Below are 15,569 nucleotides of genomic sequence, written 5' to 3'. Positions count from 1 at the left end.
TAACCAACCCCCATGATATGGAAACGCTTGAACTACACAAAGTGAATAACCCGACGCTGACCAGAAACTGGATTGCATTCGGGTTATGCATGCTGAGTTATATACTTTGCGGGACGGTTTCTACACTGATGTCGGTTTATCTCCCCGTTGCAATTCCCGACTTGCTGAAAAGAAAGGTTTCGCAGGCTGAACTTGGAGAGATCGGTGCTTTTGTTAACGCTACCTTTCTGTATGGCTGGATGTTTGGCGGATTACTTTTCGGCGTGATCAGTGATCGGATTGGAAGAACAAAAACCCTGGCATTAACAACGGGACTTTATGGCGTGGCCACCTGTCTTGTTGTGATTGTACCCAACTGGTATTCGCTCATGGGGCTGAGATTTGTTGCCGGTATGGGTGTTGGTGGCGTATTACTGGTATCAACCGTTTATATCTCCGAGATCTGGGAAAAGCGTACGAGGCCCGTGATGCTTGGTATTCTGGCGGTGTCTTTCCCAATCGGCATTGTGGCGACAGGAAGTTTGAATATATTTTTTGCTGCCTGGCGCCCTGCCTTCGGGCTGGGGATTATTCCGGTTGTTGTGGCGCTGCTGATACTGTTTTTAACGCCGGAATCCAATTCGTGGCAGCTGACTAAAACACAGCTGGTGCTTGATCCCGAAAATATTTTTGATAAAAGAAATCGCCCGAATCTCATTGCCGGATCGATTATTTTTGGATCGGTACTGATCGGACTTTGGGGGATATTTTCATGGTTACCTACCTGGGTACAGTCGCTTCTGGCTGCCGGCGAAGACGGTCAGAAACAAAGAGGCCTTACCATGGTACTTCTCGGACTTGGCGGCATAACCGGAGGAATTCTTTCCGGTTTTCTGATCCGAAATTTCGGGAGCAAAAGAACGCTGATGTTTACTTTTTCCGGTTGCATCGTGATCTGCGGATTGTTATTTATTACCAATCACACATTCAGCAACGTCATCTATCTTGAAACGGCCGCGCTTTCGCTGTGTTTTGGCATAAGCCAGGGAGCGTTATCAAGTTACATTCCTGAACTGTTTCCGGTCATTATCCGGGCGACGGCCACAGGATTTTGTTTCAACATAGGTCGTTTTTTTACTGCTACTGCTGTCTTTTTTATCGGGGCTTTGGTTACAATCCTCGGTGGTTTTGGTAATGCATTAATGGTCTTTTCGATACCATTTCTCATTGCTCTGGCCGCCGCCTGGCTGATCAAAGATCCTGATACGAATATAAAGAACTTATCATAGGTTAATTAATTCAAGCAAACGGGCTTGTCATTTGACGAGTCCGTTTCTCTAAATTACATAAACTTATGAATATCAACATGATTTACCATGAAGAAACTATTTTACCTGGGTGTTATTGGCCTTATTTTGTTCGAAATAGCCAAAGTATATTTCATCATGCCCATGCCCGGTGCAAGCCAGCATGTGAACAGTATTGATCTTGCTTATTTCCTCCATAATCAGCGATGGATTTTTAGGGGTTTATTTGTCCTGTTGATTGTCGCAGGTCTTGCCGGTGCTTTTAAAACCAATAAAAAGTGGCTGCCGGTGCTGATGATGCTATTGGTCGCCGCTATAACCTACGGTACTAATTTTGAAATGGCTGCCGACACCATGTTTTATCAGCCCAAAACTTTGCTGCTGAAAAACGGTAAAGAAAATAAAGTGGATAAGGAACGCCTGGTAATCGGTGTTGAGGAAAATGGGGAAGCCAAAGCTTATCCGATCCAGTACATCGGTTATCACCATCAGGTTCAGGACCAGCTCAATGGTAAACCTATTATCGTTACTTATTGTACCGTTTGCAGGACCGGGCGGGTTTTTGAACCTGTTGTAAATAACAAACCCGAACTTTTCAGACTGGTAGGGATGGATCATTTCAACGCGATGTTTGAGGATGGTTCGACGCATAGCTGGTGGCGGCAGGCGAACGGCGAAGCCATTGCAGGCCCCTTAAAAGGACAAATTTTACCGGAACTGCACAGCATACAAACGTCGCTTGAAGAATGGATCAAATTACATCCGAACACATTAATCATGCAGCCTGATCCGGATTTTCAAATGAAATATGACTCGATGAGCAGGTATGAAAGCGGAAAAGGTAAATCTGCACTGACGAAAACGGATTCTCTTTCCTGGAAGGAAAAATCGTGGGTTGTCGGTATTCAGGTTGGTAAACAGAGCAAAGCTTTTGACTGGAATCGTTTGAAAAAGGAGCGTGTCATTAACAGCGAAGTGGGCGGCAGTCCGATGGTTTTGGTTTTGGCGACGGATAATAAAAGTTTTTTTGCTTTTATCAGACCGACGAAAACAGAAGCCTTTTCAATTAAAAATGACACGCTTTTCAGTAATAACCGGCCATATAATTTGCTTGGGAAAAGTCTTGCAACGGAATCGACAGACGCGCTTACGCCAATCAATGCTTATCAGGAATTCTGGCACAGCTGGCAGACTTTCCATCCCAACACAGAAAGATATTAAAGAGATGAAGGGTTATTAGCCATCATTTTTGCTTCCGGCGACGGCTGTTTAATGCATGACAGCCGTCGCTTTCAACGTTCAACCTTTACATTTTTAACTGACATGGCGTACATTCAAATCCCTGAAGAAAACCAGCTTCCCGGCATACGCGGCCTGATGGCATTTAGTCCGGAAACTGCGAAACCATTGAACGATCTGGCCGAAGCATTGTTGAGAAAAACGGATAACGACTTGTCCAGAGGAGACCGGGAGCTGATCGCCACGTATGTTTCTTATCTTAATGAGTGTCTTTTTTGTCAAAGTGTGCATGGAGCCGCGGCGCAGTGTTATCTGGGAGATGATGGGTCGTTGATTGGGGAAATAAAGGAGGATTTTAACAAAGCCTCCGTTTCGAAAAAAATGAAAACCTTGTTGTCGATAGCCGGAAGTGTTCAGAAGGGCGGTAAATATGTAACAACACAGCAGATTGAAAAAGCAAAAAGTGCAGGTGCAACAGATTCGGAGATTCATGATACCGTGTTAATTGCAGCAGCCTTTTGTATGTTTAACCGATACGTTGATGGTTTGGGAACCTGGGCTTCGTCCGATCCTGAAAGTTATATGCCACGCGGCCTCCGAATCATGGAGGAAGGATATGCCGGGTATGATCCGATGAAGAGTTTGGTGAAATAGGAGGGCTTTCTGCGAAGTTTAAAAAAGAAGGATTTTACGTATCTTTCGCTGGTTAAGAAAAATAATGTAAGAGACTTTCTCATGAATAACTTTATCAGTCAACTTGAAATTAAAAACTTTAAATCAATCAAAGAGCTTAAACTTGATTGCAAAAGAGTCAATGTTTTTATTGGTAAACCTAATGTAGGGAAGTCGAATATTTTAGAGGTAATGAGTCTTCTTAACCCTAAAAATTTGAGTACGGAAAATTCAGAAGGTGCCAATATTAGATTCGAGAACTTTAATGAGCTTCATTACGATAATGAAGAAAAAAATAATGTGCAGATGAGTATCCAAATGAATTCTCATTCTGAATACAAAATAGATCTTTTCAAGCTAATGAAGGATTATTCTGAAATAGAAAAGGGGATTTATCTTACTTATCAAGACATCACCAAATTAAAATCTGGGTCAGATATTAAATCTAATTCTCCCAATGAACGAGATATAATTAAGTCCTTTTGGCATTACAAACTATCGGATAGAGGAATGGAATACCAAAAAAATGGCTATTCAAAGAGCTTATTTTCTGAAAAACAATTAAATGATCTTTTCTCAATAAAAAAATATGAATTCAGAGATTCTGCCGACAGGACATTGGAAACCCTGGATGAAAACTTCCTTTTACCACTCGGTCAGAATCTTTTCGATGTCGTAACTAATATTGAATCACTCAAACAAAAAATCGTCGAACTGTTTAAAAATGACTACGGCTTACAATTCGTTTTCTCTAAAATCGATAAGAAATTTTTTGTTCAAAAATTAATAGACGGATACATTTATCAATATCCATATTCTTCGGTTGCAGACACTTTTCAGAGATTCATATTTTACCTTGCCGCAATAGAATCGAATACGAATTCAATCCTGATTTTTGAAGAGCCCGAAGTGCACTCCTTCCCGCCATATGTTAAGGAACTTGCAGAACGAATTGTATCAAAAGAAGATAACCAATTTTTTGTAAGTACACACAGTCCGTACATGCTGCAAACGCTTGTAGAGGAATTGGATGATACAGAGTTAAATGTTGTGCTGACCTATTATAAAGATTACCAAACACACGTTAAAGTATTGTCCGCTGCTGAGCTGCGTGAAGTGCAGGATTATAGTATCGACATTTTCTTCAATCTGAATAAATTTGAACCTAATGCCTGAACTTCGATTTATTCCCGAATGTTATGCGGATACTACTTTGGTTCGGTTTTTAACAAAAAATGATACCCGTGTTATTCATGCATCGGGTTATCCGGAAGTGGGAACGACTATGCGTAATGCCCCTGCTGATACCATGCTTATAGGGTTTGTCGATGATGACAAAAGAATACCTCCATATTTTGGCGATTTCGAAACTATTGACATAGGCGATAGAGTATTATTTAAGAAAAAAGTGGATATGGAAAGATACCTGATCGTTGTTCAAAGAGCGATTGAGTCCTTTCTTCTTTGGAATGCGGAACAAGTTGGAATTGATTTGGGGGATTTTGGGTTTCCTAGAGATATTAAGCCGCTGGGTAATCGCCTAAAAAGTATACAGATTGAAGGCGACGAAAGTTTCCAGATGTTACTTGCTGCTTTAGATAATAACAATGCTCCGGGTTTTGTTAGAATCAGATTCATTTTAGGCCAACTTATCGGTTAGAATTAAAAGAATTCCGAATGAAAATCCTTATTACCGGTGCCACAGGTTTAGTTGGAAGTACTGTTGCGAGGCAGTTTCTCGCAGAAAATCATACTGTTTTTGCCCTTTTTCGTCCGGGGTCAGACAGAAGCCTGTTAGCTGATATTGAGAACAAAATACAATGGGTTGAAGGTGATGTGCTGGATATCAGTTTCTTGGAAAAATACATTGAAGACGTTGACTATGTAGTGCACACCGCAGCGGTGGTGTCTTTCGTGCCACGCGACCGGAAAATGATGTATAAAGTCAATATGGAAGGGACGGCCAATGTTGTGAATGCCTGTCTGAAATATGGGATAAAAAAACTTTGTCATGTCAGTAGTATTGCCGCGCTCGGTCGCCCTGACTCCCGTAAAATAATTGGAGGCCAGGATCTTGTGATTGATGAAGAGCAGCGTTGGGAAGAATCTCCGGAAAATTCTGAATATGCAAAATCGAAACATCTTGCCGAGCTGGAAGTATGGCGTGGCATGGCCGAAGGGCTGAATGCCGTCATCGTAAATCCGACACTTATTCTGGGTGAGGGCGACTGGTCCAAGAGCAGCACCCAGATCTTCCGTTATGTGTATCAGGAAAAACCTTTTTATACGGAAGGAATAGCTAATTACGTTGATGTGCAGGATGTAGCCCGGGCGGTTGTGCAGCTGCTGTTTTCCGATATTGCCGGAGAAAGATTTTTGCTGAATGCGGGGAGCATTTCCTATCAATCCTTGTTTAATACTATTGCCGATGCCATGGGTAAAAAGCGGCCTTCGTTTAAAGTGGGCCCGGGTTTGGCAGCGATAATCTGGCGGGTTGAAGCTGTGCGGACCTGGCTGATGGGGACAAAGCCACTGATTACAAAGGAAACGGCACAATCGAGTGCAAGGCGTTTCCGTTATGACAACGGAAAAATAAAAAAAACGATCGGGTTTGAATTCCAGCCTATTGAAAAGACGATCGCGCGGGTAAGTGAAAGTTTGGTTGGCAAGATTTGAATAGACCGGATTTATTTTTAACTTTCTTTTATAATAGTTAGTGGTAAATTTACCCTCAACTCTAACCTACTGATCCGTATGATGGAGAAAAACTTCGGGGAAAGAAAAGATTACATGAAAGAAACACTGCTCAGGTTTGAAAGAATGCTAAAAACCAATGAGTCAGCGTTTTTTGACTTGGATACGTACGAAAAGGTTACAGAATACTATCTGGAAAAGGGGGATTGGGATAAGGCTTATCAGGCTTGTGAGCTGGGTTTGACAGATTTTCCATATTCCCTGGATTTATTGCTTAGTAAAGTACAGCTTCACGCCAATCGTGGTGAACATGATCTGGCTATGGAAATATTGGAGCGGGCATCTCTTTTTCATCCGGGAGACCTTGAAATTTCTTTCATGCAGGTTGGAATTGCCAATATGATGGGAGAATATGAGGAGGCGATTTCGATCCTGGAAGGCTTGCTGAACAGGGTAGAAGATAAGGATGAAATTTACTTCCAGATTGGCCAGACTTATCAGAATTGGGGTAAATATGATGAGGCGATTCTAAACTATAAGCTGTCGCTTCGCAACAACCTGAACAATGAAAGTGCCTTGTATGAACTGGCACATTGTCTGGATTTGATCGGGGAACTGGAAAGTCACCTGGCTTATTATCACGAACTGGTCGACAGGGATCCTTTTTCGCATCATGCCTGGTATAATCTCGGGATTGCATTCAGCAAACTGGAACGTTTCGAAGATGCCGTACATGCTTACGAATACGCCACGCTGGTTAAAGACGATTTTGCTTCTGCGTATTTCCAGTTAGGGAATTCGTACATGAGCCTGGAACAATATGAACTTGCAAAAGTACAGTACCTGAGAGCGATTGAACTCGAAGGCAAGCAAACAGAAACCTGCTGCTGCCTGGGAACCTGTTATGAGAAACTAGGTGAATTTGAAACAGCCATAAAATACTATCGTGAAGCCGTCAAACTGGATAGTCAGTGGGACGACGGGTGGTATGGGCTTGGCATTTGTTTCAGTGAGCTTGGACGTTGGTATGAGGCGGTTGGGTTTTTAAGAAAAGCAATCCAGATCACGGAATTAAATCCAGATTACTGGCTTGCTTTGGCTGAGACCGAATTCAGGGTAGGCAATGTGATTTCTGCTTTTGAAGCTTTTGAAAAAGCCGCAGAAATAGAGCCTTCTAACCCGGATATCTGGCTGAAATGGTCTTTTGTGCTTTTTGAACAAGGCAATTATGCACGTGCCTGTGATTTGATACAAGCGGCCATTGAGGAAATGCCCGAGGAGGCCGATCTTTATTACCGGATGGCCGTTTATCAGATACATTCCGGAGATTACCGGGAGGCTTTGATAAACCTGGAAGTGGCATTGACGCTGGATTACGATGCACATTTGCAGCTATTTGAATTTTTTCCTGACCTGGAAAAACAAAAAGCACTTTTCAGAATTATTGAGCAATACCGCGAGAAATAAAATCTTGTCGGAAAAATAGATAAGCAGTTTCCTGAATCCCGCTATGGTAGGACTTCAAGAAACTGTTCCGTTTTTATATCCACTGCACATTTGAAATGTCCTTCCGGACATGTTTTATGGCCATGAAGGCCGCAGGGACGACAGGTTAATTTTTCGAGCACTTCAACAATATGTGCGTCATCTGAAAGTGGGCCGAAGCCGAATTCCGGGACTGTGGAGCAATAAACCGCCGTGACAGAAGCATTGACGGCAGAACAAATGTGCATCGGTGCAGAATCATTCACGAAGTTCATAACGGACGATTGCATCAGCGCCGCAGATTGCAGAAATGAAAGTTTTCCACAAAGGTTTTGCACATTTTCCTTGGACGAAACCTGATTTTGAATGGTACCAGCCAGGTCATTATCTCCCGGTCCTCCAAGCAGCAAAATCTGATACTGAGCGGTCAATTGATTGATCAGCCTGATCCATCTTTCGGCAGGATATTGTTTTGTAAACCAGACAGAAGCAGGTGCTACACAGATATAGGGTTTCGATTGATAGGGTTTAACGAAACCATAGTCGCCGGAAGCAGGGTAAAGGCGGGGTTTCAGAAGCGCACCGGAAATTTCATTTTTTACCAGTTCGTAATTTCGCGTTACCTCATGCACGCCGTTTTCAATCTTATGCGGAAACTTGTTTGTAAAAAGAAATGAAAGGGGATTTTTATCGAAGCCTGTGGTTTTAGGTGCTTTTGAAAAGGCCGTCAGCATACCGGTCCCGGCAAACCGCTGTAAATTAATGACCCAGTCGTACTCCGTTTGTCTGATTTGTTTCAATAACTGCCAAAGGCTTTTAAACTTGCCATCCTTTTTTTTCCAGATCAGGACATTGGATAAATAAGGATGATTGTCGAACAGCCCTTCATTCCCTTTTCTGACCAGGAAGTCGATTTGAGCATCCGGCAAACCCTGATGCAGGTTTTCCAATAAAGCGGTCGCAAGAATTACGTCACCTATAAAAGCAGTTTGAATAACAAGTATGCGCCTGGGAATCATCTTATTGGAATTCTGAAATTAAAATATTTAATCTTTTTAGTAACGAGCTGTTTGTTAACTGATTATCAATAGGATATCCGATCGTAGACAGCCGACAGCCCTAAAAAAAATGTCTTTCAAACAAAAGTCTGTAATTTTGCAGACATCACCGAAAATTATTGACAGGTAATTTGTGTTCATAAGGAATGAAGAGAAATAATATGCGTAAACATGTGAATGCCGAAGCTCCATCATTAGCACTGACAGAAGAATATAAGTTACATACCCTGGCTAACGGAATTCGCATTGCACATAAACAGGTTCCTTACACGCAGATTGCGCACGTAGGAATTATGCTGGATATCGGAAGCCGTGATGAACAGCCTCATCAGCAAGGTCTGGCTCATTTTTGGGAACATATGGCTTTCAAAGGAACAGAAAAACGCAGTTCATACCACATCATCAACCGTCTTGAAAATGTGGGTGGTGAACTTAATGCGTATACAACCAAAGAAAAAATCTGTTTTCACGCATCGGTCCTGGATGATCATTTTGATAAGGCACTGGATTTACTGGCGGATATCGCCTTCCATTCGGTGTTTCCTGACAAACAGATTGAACGTGAGAGAAATGTAGTTATTGAAGAGATGTCGATGTATAACGACTCTCCGGAAGATGCCATCCAGGATGATTTTGACCAATTGGTTTTTGCAAAGCACGCGCTTGGCAATAATATTCTGGGAACGCCTGAAACGGTGAATTCATTTGGACGTGAAGAGCTTTTCCAATTTATAAATGAAAATCTGGATACGGAACAGATCGTTGTTTCCTCGGTCAGCCGTCTGCCATTTTCCAAAGTGATTCGGGTTGCGGAGAAATATCTGGGTAACATTCCACATAAAAAAACAGCACGTATTCGCCAGGCTCCGGGGATTTATTCGCCTCTTATCCAGGAAAAGGAGCGGTCGATCACGCAGGCGCAGTGTGCCATGGGGCAGCCGGCTTATGCCCTGGCGGATGACAAACGTTTGCCGTTTTTCATGCTGGTTAACTTGCTTGGAGGGCCGGGAATGAACTCGCGTTTCAATTTGTCGTTGCGCGAAAAATATGGTTTTGTGTATTCGATCGAAGCCAATTATACGCCTTATCTGGATACCGGATTTTTGGGGATATTTTTTGGGACAGAACAAAAACAGCTGGCGCGAAGTATTTCGTTAATCAACAAAGAGCTCAAACGCATCCGTGAAATTCCTTTGACAACCATGCAGCTGCACCAGACCAAGGTTCAGCTCATGGGGCAGCTTGCGATGTCGGAAGAAAGTAATATGAGTTTCATGCTGATGATGGCGAAAAGTTTGCTGGATACCGGCCGGGTTGATTCTTTGCCGGAGATCTTTACGGAAATTCAGGCCATAACGTCCGAGCAATTACAAAGCATTGCACAGGAAATGTTTAATCCGGAGAATTTTAGTTATCTGACTTTTATACCGGAATAATTTCGGGTTTTGAAAATATTAGTTTTAAAAGTCATTCGCTTCGGCGGGTGACTTTTTTTATTTATGGAAGCCAAAGTTGCGGGGCGACTCCCACGGAGTCTTGGACGATGTGGCTGATTGAATGGCTATAAACAGGATGCTCCTAAGGGAGCAATGTCTAACAACTCATCGGCAATAACCACAACGTGGTCTCCTGCATATAGCACCGGGAAAACGAGTAGATTATGTCTACTCCTAATAGATTGAACGGGATTGAATATTTCTTTGCGTAACCACAACGTGGTTTCCTGTTTATAGCATCAAGAGGAATAGGTGGATTCTGGCTCCGTAGGAGCCCCCTCGTGTACGGTATATTTTGAGATTGAATAAACCAATAGCCCGAAATTGATGAAGTATGGTACTAAGTGTAGTGAAAAATTAGTTTATATTATTGATTTTTATAATAAGCTATTAATCATCCGGTTACTGTGCTAATCGCATATAGCTAATTACCAACAGCTCCTTAATTACAAATACATGATTCGCTATCGATATGACACTGTTTAATAAATTCTGTTTGGTTTTATTTTCGATTCTGATTTTTGCTGGCTGGATTAATCGAGACAAAACTCCGAAAAATACGCCCATCAACGAATTCCCTTCCGAAATCGTAAACTTCACGCCCTATAAAAATAATCCGTTGTTCAAAGGTACTGCCGATACCGCGACCTGGGACGAGCAGATACGGGAAAGGGGTTTTATTTTGAAAGAGGAGAATACCTACTACATGTGGTATACAGGCTACACCAAAAAAACGGGCAAGCAAATCAAGTATCTGGGTTTGGCGACTTCCCCTGACGGATTGAAATGGACACGTTATCCCAAAAATCCTATTCACAAAACCCATTGGGTTGAAGATGTTTTTGTATTGAAATCGGCTGGGACTTATTACATGTTTGCAGAAAGCAAAGATGATATTGCTCGTTTAATGACCTCAAAAGACCGGGTTCACTGGGATGATAAAGGTGCGTTGGATATCCGTTTGAAAAACGGCAATCCAATCTCAAAGGGCCCATACGGTACCCCGACGGTTTGGAAAGAAGGGGATACCTGGTATTTATTTTATGAAAGGAACGATGCGGATGTCTGGCTGGCTACTTCGAAAGATTTGAAAACCTGGACAAACGTGCAGGATGAGCCGGTACTGAATGCCGGGCCGGAAGCGTATGATAAATTCGCGGTGGCTTTTAATCAGGTGATCAAATACAAGGGATTGTACTACGCTTATTACCACGCCTCCGCTTTTAAAGACTGGCGGGAATGGACAACCAATGTGGCTGTTTCCAAAGATTTAATCCATTGGAAAAAGTATGGAAACAACCCGATCCTGAAAGAAAATAAATCAAGCGGCTTTACGGTTGCCGACGGAAATAAATTTCGTTTTTATACGATGCACCCGGAAGTGAATGTATATTTTCCTAAATGAAAATAGCCGACTGTAACCGAAGCTATTTTGCTTTTAAAATCGACTGGACCTGCTCAAAATCTTTCGTTAAAAATATTTTGTAAAGTGCTTCGATTTCGGCCCAGTTGTCAAATTTGGCTTCGATTTTCTCTTCCTCGGTGTCATTAAAGATGCCAAGGACAGTTAGATTTTTATGACTTTCCAAAACGATCTCACTGTCGCCGACAAATATCCCAACCCAGAACCTCGATTCGTCGTCGTTTATTTCTATTGTCTCTTCAATGGCTGACTGGACGTCTTCCATGGTTACATCATCGTAAGAATCGCCCCAGGAAGTTTGTATATATGTTTCAGGTATGGACATGGTATTGTTTATGTTAAAAGAAAGACGATTGAGTTAACGTAAATTATCTCAATCGCTTGACTTGATATGATAAAATCTTATGCGTTTTCTTCTGCTCTGTAATAAAGCGTCGAGCCATTTTCAGGGCTCAGAATATTCCTTGCCGCTTCGTGCAGATCTTCCGATTTTAGGTTTCTGATAATTTCTGCATCGTCATTTGCCCAGTCCGCATTACCGGCATTGGCCGCAAAAGCCAGGTTCATGGCGCGGTTTAAGAGCTCAACTTCGGAGAACGCCAGCGTTGCTTCGGTTTGGTTTTTAACCTTGGTTACCTCATCATCCGTTGCTCCGTTTTTTACAATTTCCTGCAAAACTTCTTTCACCGCTTCGTCGGCCTCTTCCAACGTGATGCCTGGATTCAGGTTTCCTTTGATTAAAAGCAATCCTGGATCAAGGGACGAAGTTGTGCTGGCGCTGATGCTGTTGAAAAGTGGTTTGTCTTTCAACAACGCCTGATACAACCGCGATGATTTACCTCTTCCCAAAATATCGCTCAGCAAGTCGGAAGCATAAAATGCGTCTTCATAACGACCCGGCATGTGGAAAACCTTGATCAAGGAATTCAAGGGAACGGCAGCGGAAGTTTCTAAATGACGGGCTTCATTTTGCTTTGGTTCTTTGGGGATATTACGGACATAAGGCGCTCCCGCAGGAATTCCCGCAAACCATTTTTTAGCGAGCTGTTGTATCTGCGCCAGTTTTACCGCTCCGGCAACGACCATCACAGCGTTATTGGGTCGATAAAAACGGAAGAAAAAGTCCTGAACATCTTCCATGGTTGCACGTTCGATGTGTTCAATATCTTTTCCGATGGTAGCCCAGCGGTATGGATGTTTCTGATAAGCAAGCGGTCTTAACTTCAACCACATATCTCCATAAGGCTGGTTGAGATAACGCTGTTTGAATTCTTCGATCACAACCTTGCGCTGTACTTCCAATACGTTGGGATCAAACGAAAGGCTTAACATGCGGTCAGATTCAAGCCAGAAAGCAGTTTCTACGTTATCAGCAGGCAGCGTGATGTAATAGTTCGTAACGTCGGGGGAAGTAAACGCATTGTTTTCACCGCCCACCGTTTGAACGGGGATATCATAATTGGGGATGTTTTTTGAACCGCCAAACATCAGATGTTCAAAAAGATGCGCAAAACCGGTACGTTCTTCATCCTCATCTCTTGAACCTACATTATATAAAATATTGACCGCCGCCATTGGGGTCGAAAAGTCTTCGTGAACATATATTTTCAGACCATTGTCCAACGTAAAGTGCTCGTAGCGAATCATAAGTAACTAAATAAGTGATGGGTGCCGGTAATTCTCCAAAATAAACAAAATCGGGAGAAACCTGTACGCAGGTTTTGTGGTTATAAGCAAAGCTAATGCTCAGGTGGGACTCCACCAAACCATTTATATCGTTATCCCAGATCGTCATGAATTTTACTTTGCGAATTTTCTTTTTCATTGCATTATTTATAGTGTCGTCAAGGCCTTCTCGGGCACAGTTATTAAATGATCCTTCCACAGTTAAACTGATTCAAAAAGGACTTGATCATATTTACAACACGGAATACGCCGAGGCGAATTCCGTGTTGCATCAGGTAGAGAAAAAGTATCCAAATCATCCTGTGTCCTATATTCTGGACTCTTTTGTGATGTACTGGCAATATCTTCCGATCAAGGATAATGCGGCCAAATCGAAAGAATACATCAATAAACTGAACCAATGTCTGGATGCGATAACTAAAAGATACGGCAAGAACAGCACGGATCCCGAAGCGGTTTTTTATACCATCGTTGCGCGCGGATACATTGCGATGATGTACAATTATAACGGGGAGCTGATAAGCGCGGCGGGCGAAGCCAAAAAGGCCTACAACGCGCTGATCACCGGTTTGAAACTGACCGAGAAAAACCCTGAATTTTATTTTACATCGGGGATGTATAATTATTACGTGGAGCTATATCCGGAGGATCATGCGATTGTGAAACCGCTGATGATTTTCTTTAAAAACGGAGATAGATCATTGGGGTTGAAACAGGTGGATATTGCTACACGCCAGGGCGTGATCACGAGGGCAGAGGCTTGTTTTTATCTTTCGCATATTTATCTGGAACATGAAACCAACTTCGCCAAGGCCCTGACTTACACGCAAAAACTGGTCAACTGGTATCCGCAAAATCAGATTTTTAACATGGTGAATACGGAAGCACTGATTTTGAACGGAAAATTTGACGAAGCGGAAAAAGGAATGCACATGTTGAAAGCCAACACAAAAAGTTTTTATCCTGTGGCCTACAACACTTTCCAGGGACTGATTTATGAGAAAGATGCTAAGAATGACAGCGCGGCGCAAAAGTCATATCTGACGGCTTTGCGAACCCCGCATGACGATCAGTATACCAGAGAATATTATGCGATGTCTTACGCCGGTTTGGCACGTATCGCCAATCGCGCAGGGAATAAAACCAAAGCAAAAGAATATTATAAGAAGGTTCTGGAAAAGGCTGAGTATAAATCAATCGTGAAGGAAGCGAAAGCTTTTAAATAGTTGAAAATGGAGCGTTGAAAGTGCGCCTATTGGGCTTTCAACGCTCCATTTTCAACTGTGCGGCGGACCGCTTTCAACTAAAAAATCATTTCGGGAATAAGGATTTGTCCAGTCCGGGAATGATGGTCAGGGCGTTTTTGTAATATAATTTCTTTAACACTTCGTCGGAAAGTCCCATGCCATACATGCGCCAGAAAGCGTGATATTTTTTGTGGTAAGGGAAATATTCATCTTCCGTTTCCAGAACGCGGAAATACGTGCTGTATTCAGAAGGAATCCAGCTGTCTTTACCAAAAAGAACTTTGTCCTGCCATTTGTCAAAAAACTTTTTGGCGGCTCTCGGTTGTCTGCCCAACTCCGCAATCACGGCTCCGATTTCTACATACATGTTTGGGAAAACCGTCATCAGGCTGTCCAGCTTTTTCAGATTATTCGGATACCATCCCATATGGGCATTAATAAACGTCGTTTTTGGGTTATTCCTGAAAATCGCGTGCTGCTCAGCAATTAGTGAATCAAACGGCACTGGGTCATTTGGGCCGCGGCGGCGGTTGGGGTGTGTTTTCAGTTCCAACCAGCGTTCGTTATAGCGATCCATCGGATCCCAAAACGACGGTACGTCGGCCGTGTGGATCAATACCGGGATTTTCAGCTCTCCGCATTTTTTCCAAACAGGGCCCAGTCGCGGATCACTCACCGCCACGCGATTTCCCTTATCATCTTTAATTCCACTAAAACCAAGACTTTTGTAGATTTTAAGGCCTTTTGCACCCATTTTTACATCTTCCTCCAATTGTTTTACGGCTTTTTCTGTCCAGTCTTTATCGCCAAAACCCTTGAATTGAAGGTTTGTGAAAACAGCAAGACGTTTGGATTGGTTTTTGGCAATATTTTCCAGAGATCCTTTCAGTGTGGCTGTTCCCTCGCTCCATTCCTGCGACCATCCGCGTCCGCTGAGATTCACCATGATACCCATATTCAGGCTGTCCATCTGCGTTACAAGATATTTTAAATCCTGAGTTGGCATTTGATACTGATGGTTGTGGACGTCAATAAACGGGAATTTAGCCTTTCGTACGGGATGTTCTTCCACTTTTAACGTAGATACCGGGTCATACTCCTCAAAACCCAGCGGCTGTGGAATATTTTGTGCTTTTGAAAACTGCGGTTCCAGACTGAATATGCTGGACAGTGTTAAGGAAAACAGGAGTAAAGGTCGGGTTAATCTCATAGTGAACACATTGGCACGGATTTTACCGCATGGGTGGAAAACTGGATTTGTTACGACTATTGGATATGGAGTG

The 15,569-nt window shown here is 42.7% G+C and carries 14 protein-coding genes; 10 read left to right on the top strand and 4 right to left on the bottom strand.

What is annotated here, in order from left to right; genetic code table 11:
• Positions 1-17: 17 nt before the first annotated feature.
• The 7 genes from RB622_RS14695 to RB622_RS14665 all read left to right on the top strand — a co-directional run bounded on the left by RB622_RS14695 (position 18) and on the right by RB622_RS14665 (position 7,358).
• Entirely contained in the window at positions 18-1,268 is a 1,251-nt protein-coding gene (locus RB622_RS14695; RefSeq protein WP_308047319.1) for an MFS transporter, read from the top strand.
• Positions 1,269-1,355: 87 nt separating this feature from the next.
• Entirely contained in the window at positions 1,356-2,507 is a 1,152-nt protein-coding gene (locus tag RB622_RS14690; RefSeq protein WP_308047318.1) for a DUF3179 domain-containing (seleno)protein, read from the top strand.
• Positions 2,508-2,609: 102 nt separating this feature from the next.
• A complete protein-coding gene (locus tag RB622_RS14685) occupies positions 2,610-3,179 on the top strand; it encodes a peroxidase-related enzyme (RefSeq protein WP_308047317.1) in 570 nt (189 codons plus the stop codon).
• Positions 3,180-3,260: 81 nt separating this feature from the next.
• Positions 3,261-4,373 carry an AAA family ATPase gene (locus tag RB622_RS14680; RefSeq protein WP_308047316.1) on the top strand — a complete coding sequence of 371 codons (1,113 nt, stop codon included), beginning with the start codon at positions 3,261-3,263 and terminating at the stop codon, positions 4,371-4,373.
• Positions 4,366-4,857: a hypothetical protein gene (locus tag RB622_RS14675; protein ID WP_308047315.1), complete on the top strand. Its 492-nt coding sequence runs from the start codon at positions 4,366-4,368 to the stop codon at positions 4,855-4,857. Before RB622_RS14680 ends, RB622_RS14675 begins: the two co-directional genes overlap by 8 nt.
• A gap of 17 nt (positions 4,858-4,874) precedes the next feature.
• Positions 4,875-5,873 carry an NAD-dependent epimerase/dehydratase family protein gene (locus RB622_RS14670; protein ID WP_308047314.1) on the top strand — a complete coding sequence of 333 codons (999 nt, stop codon included), beginning with the start codon at positions 4,875-4,877 and terminating at the stop codon, positions 5,871-5,873.
• Between the two features lie 78 nt (positions 5,874-5,951).
• Positions 5,952-7,358: a tetratricopeptide repeat protein gene (locus RB622_RS14665; RefSeq protein ID WP_308047313.1), complete on the top strand. Its 1,407-nt coding sequence runs from the start codon at positions 5,952-5,954 to the stop codon at positions 7,356-7,358.
• Between the two features lie 41 nt (positions 7,359-7,399).
• Here the strand turns inward: RB622_RS14665 and RB622_RS14660 are convergent, their stop codons facing one another.
• The gene (locus tag RB622_RS14660) at positions 7,400-8,395 is read right to left on the bottom strand and encodes a glycosyltransferase family 9 protein (protein WP_308047312.1); all 996 of its coding nucleotides are present in this window, start codon (positions 8,393-8,395) and stop codon (positions 7,400-7,402) included.
• 185 nt (positions 8,396-8,580) lie between these two features.
• Here RB622_RS14660 and RB622_RS14655 point away from each other — a divergent pair, with 185 nt between their 5' ends.
• Positions 8,581-9,870, top strand: coding sequence for a pitrilysin family protein (locus RB622_RS14655; protein ID WP_308047311.1), 1,290 nt, complete (start codon positions 8,581-8,583; stop codon positions 9,868-9,870).
• A 532-nt stretch (positions 9,871-10,402) separates the two neighbouring features.
• Entirely contained in the window at positions 10,403-11,335 is a 933-nt protein-coding gene (locus RB622_RS14650) for a glycosylase (protein WP_308047310.1), read from the top strand.
• A 22-nt stretch (positions 11,336-11,357) separates the two neighbouring features.
• Here the strand turns inward: RB622_RS14650 and RB622_RS14645 are convergent, their stop codons facing one another.
• A complete protein-coding gene (locus RB622_RS14645) occupies positions 11,358-11,678 on the bottom strand; it encodes a hypothetical protein (RefSeq protein WP_308047309.1) in 321 nt (106 codons plus the stop codon).
• Between the two features lie 77 nt (positions 11,679-11,755).
• The gene (locus RB622_RS14640; protein ID WP_308047308.1) at positions 11,756-13,000 is read right to left on the bottom strand and encodes a pitrilysin family protein; all 1,245 of its coding nucleotides are present in this window, start codon (positions 12,998-13,000) and stop codon (positions 11,756-11,758) included.
• Between the two features lie 95 nt (positions 13,001-13,095).
• On the opposite strand from RB622_RS14640, the gene RB622_RS14635 reads away from it, so the two are divergent.
• The gene (locus RB622_RS14635) at positions 13,096-14,265 is read left to right on the top strand and encodes an ABC transporter substrate-binding protein (RefSeq protein ID WP_308047307.1); all 1,170 of its coding nucleotides are present in this window, start codon (positions 13,096-13,098) and stop codon (positions 14,263-14,265) included.
• An 85-nt stretch (positions 14,266-14,350) separates the two neighbouring features.
• On the opposite strand, the gene RB622_RS14630 is transcribed toward RB622_RS14635, so the two are convergent.
• Positions 14,351-15,496 carry an amidohydrolase family protein gene (locus tag RB622_RS14630; protein ID WP_308047306.1) on the bottom strand — a complete coding sequence of 382 codons (1,146 nt, stop codon included), beginning with the start codon at positions 15,494-15,496 and terminating at the stop codon, positions 14,351-14,353.
• Positions 15,497-15,569: the final 73 nt, after the last annotated feature.

It is taken from the genome of Dyadobacter sp. LHD-138 (assembly GCF_030929615.1).
GTDB lineage: Bacteria > Bacteroidota > Bacteroidia > Cytophagales > Spirosomataceae > Dyadobacter.
The sequence above is the reverse complement of the archived record's forward strand: the minus strand, read 5'-3'. Positions and strand labels throughout refer to the sequence as shown.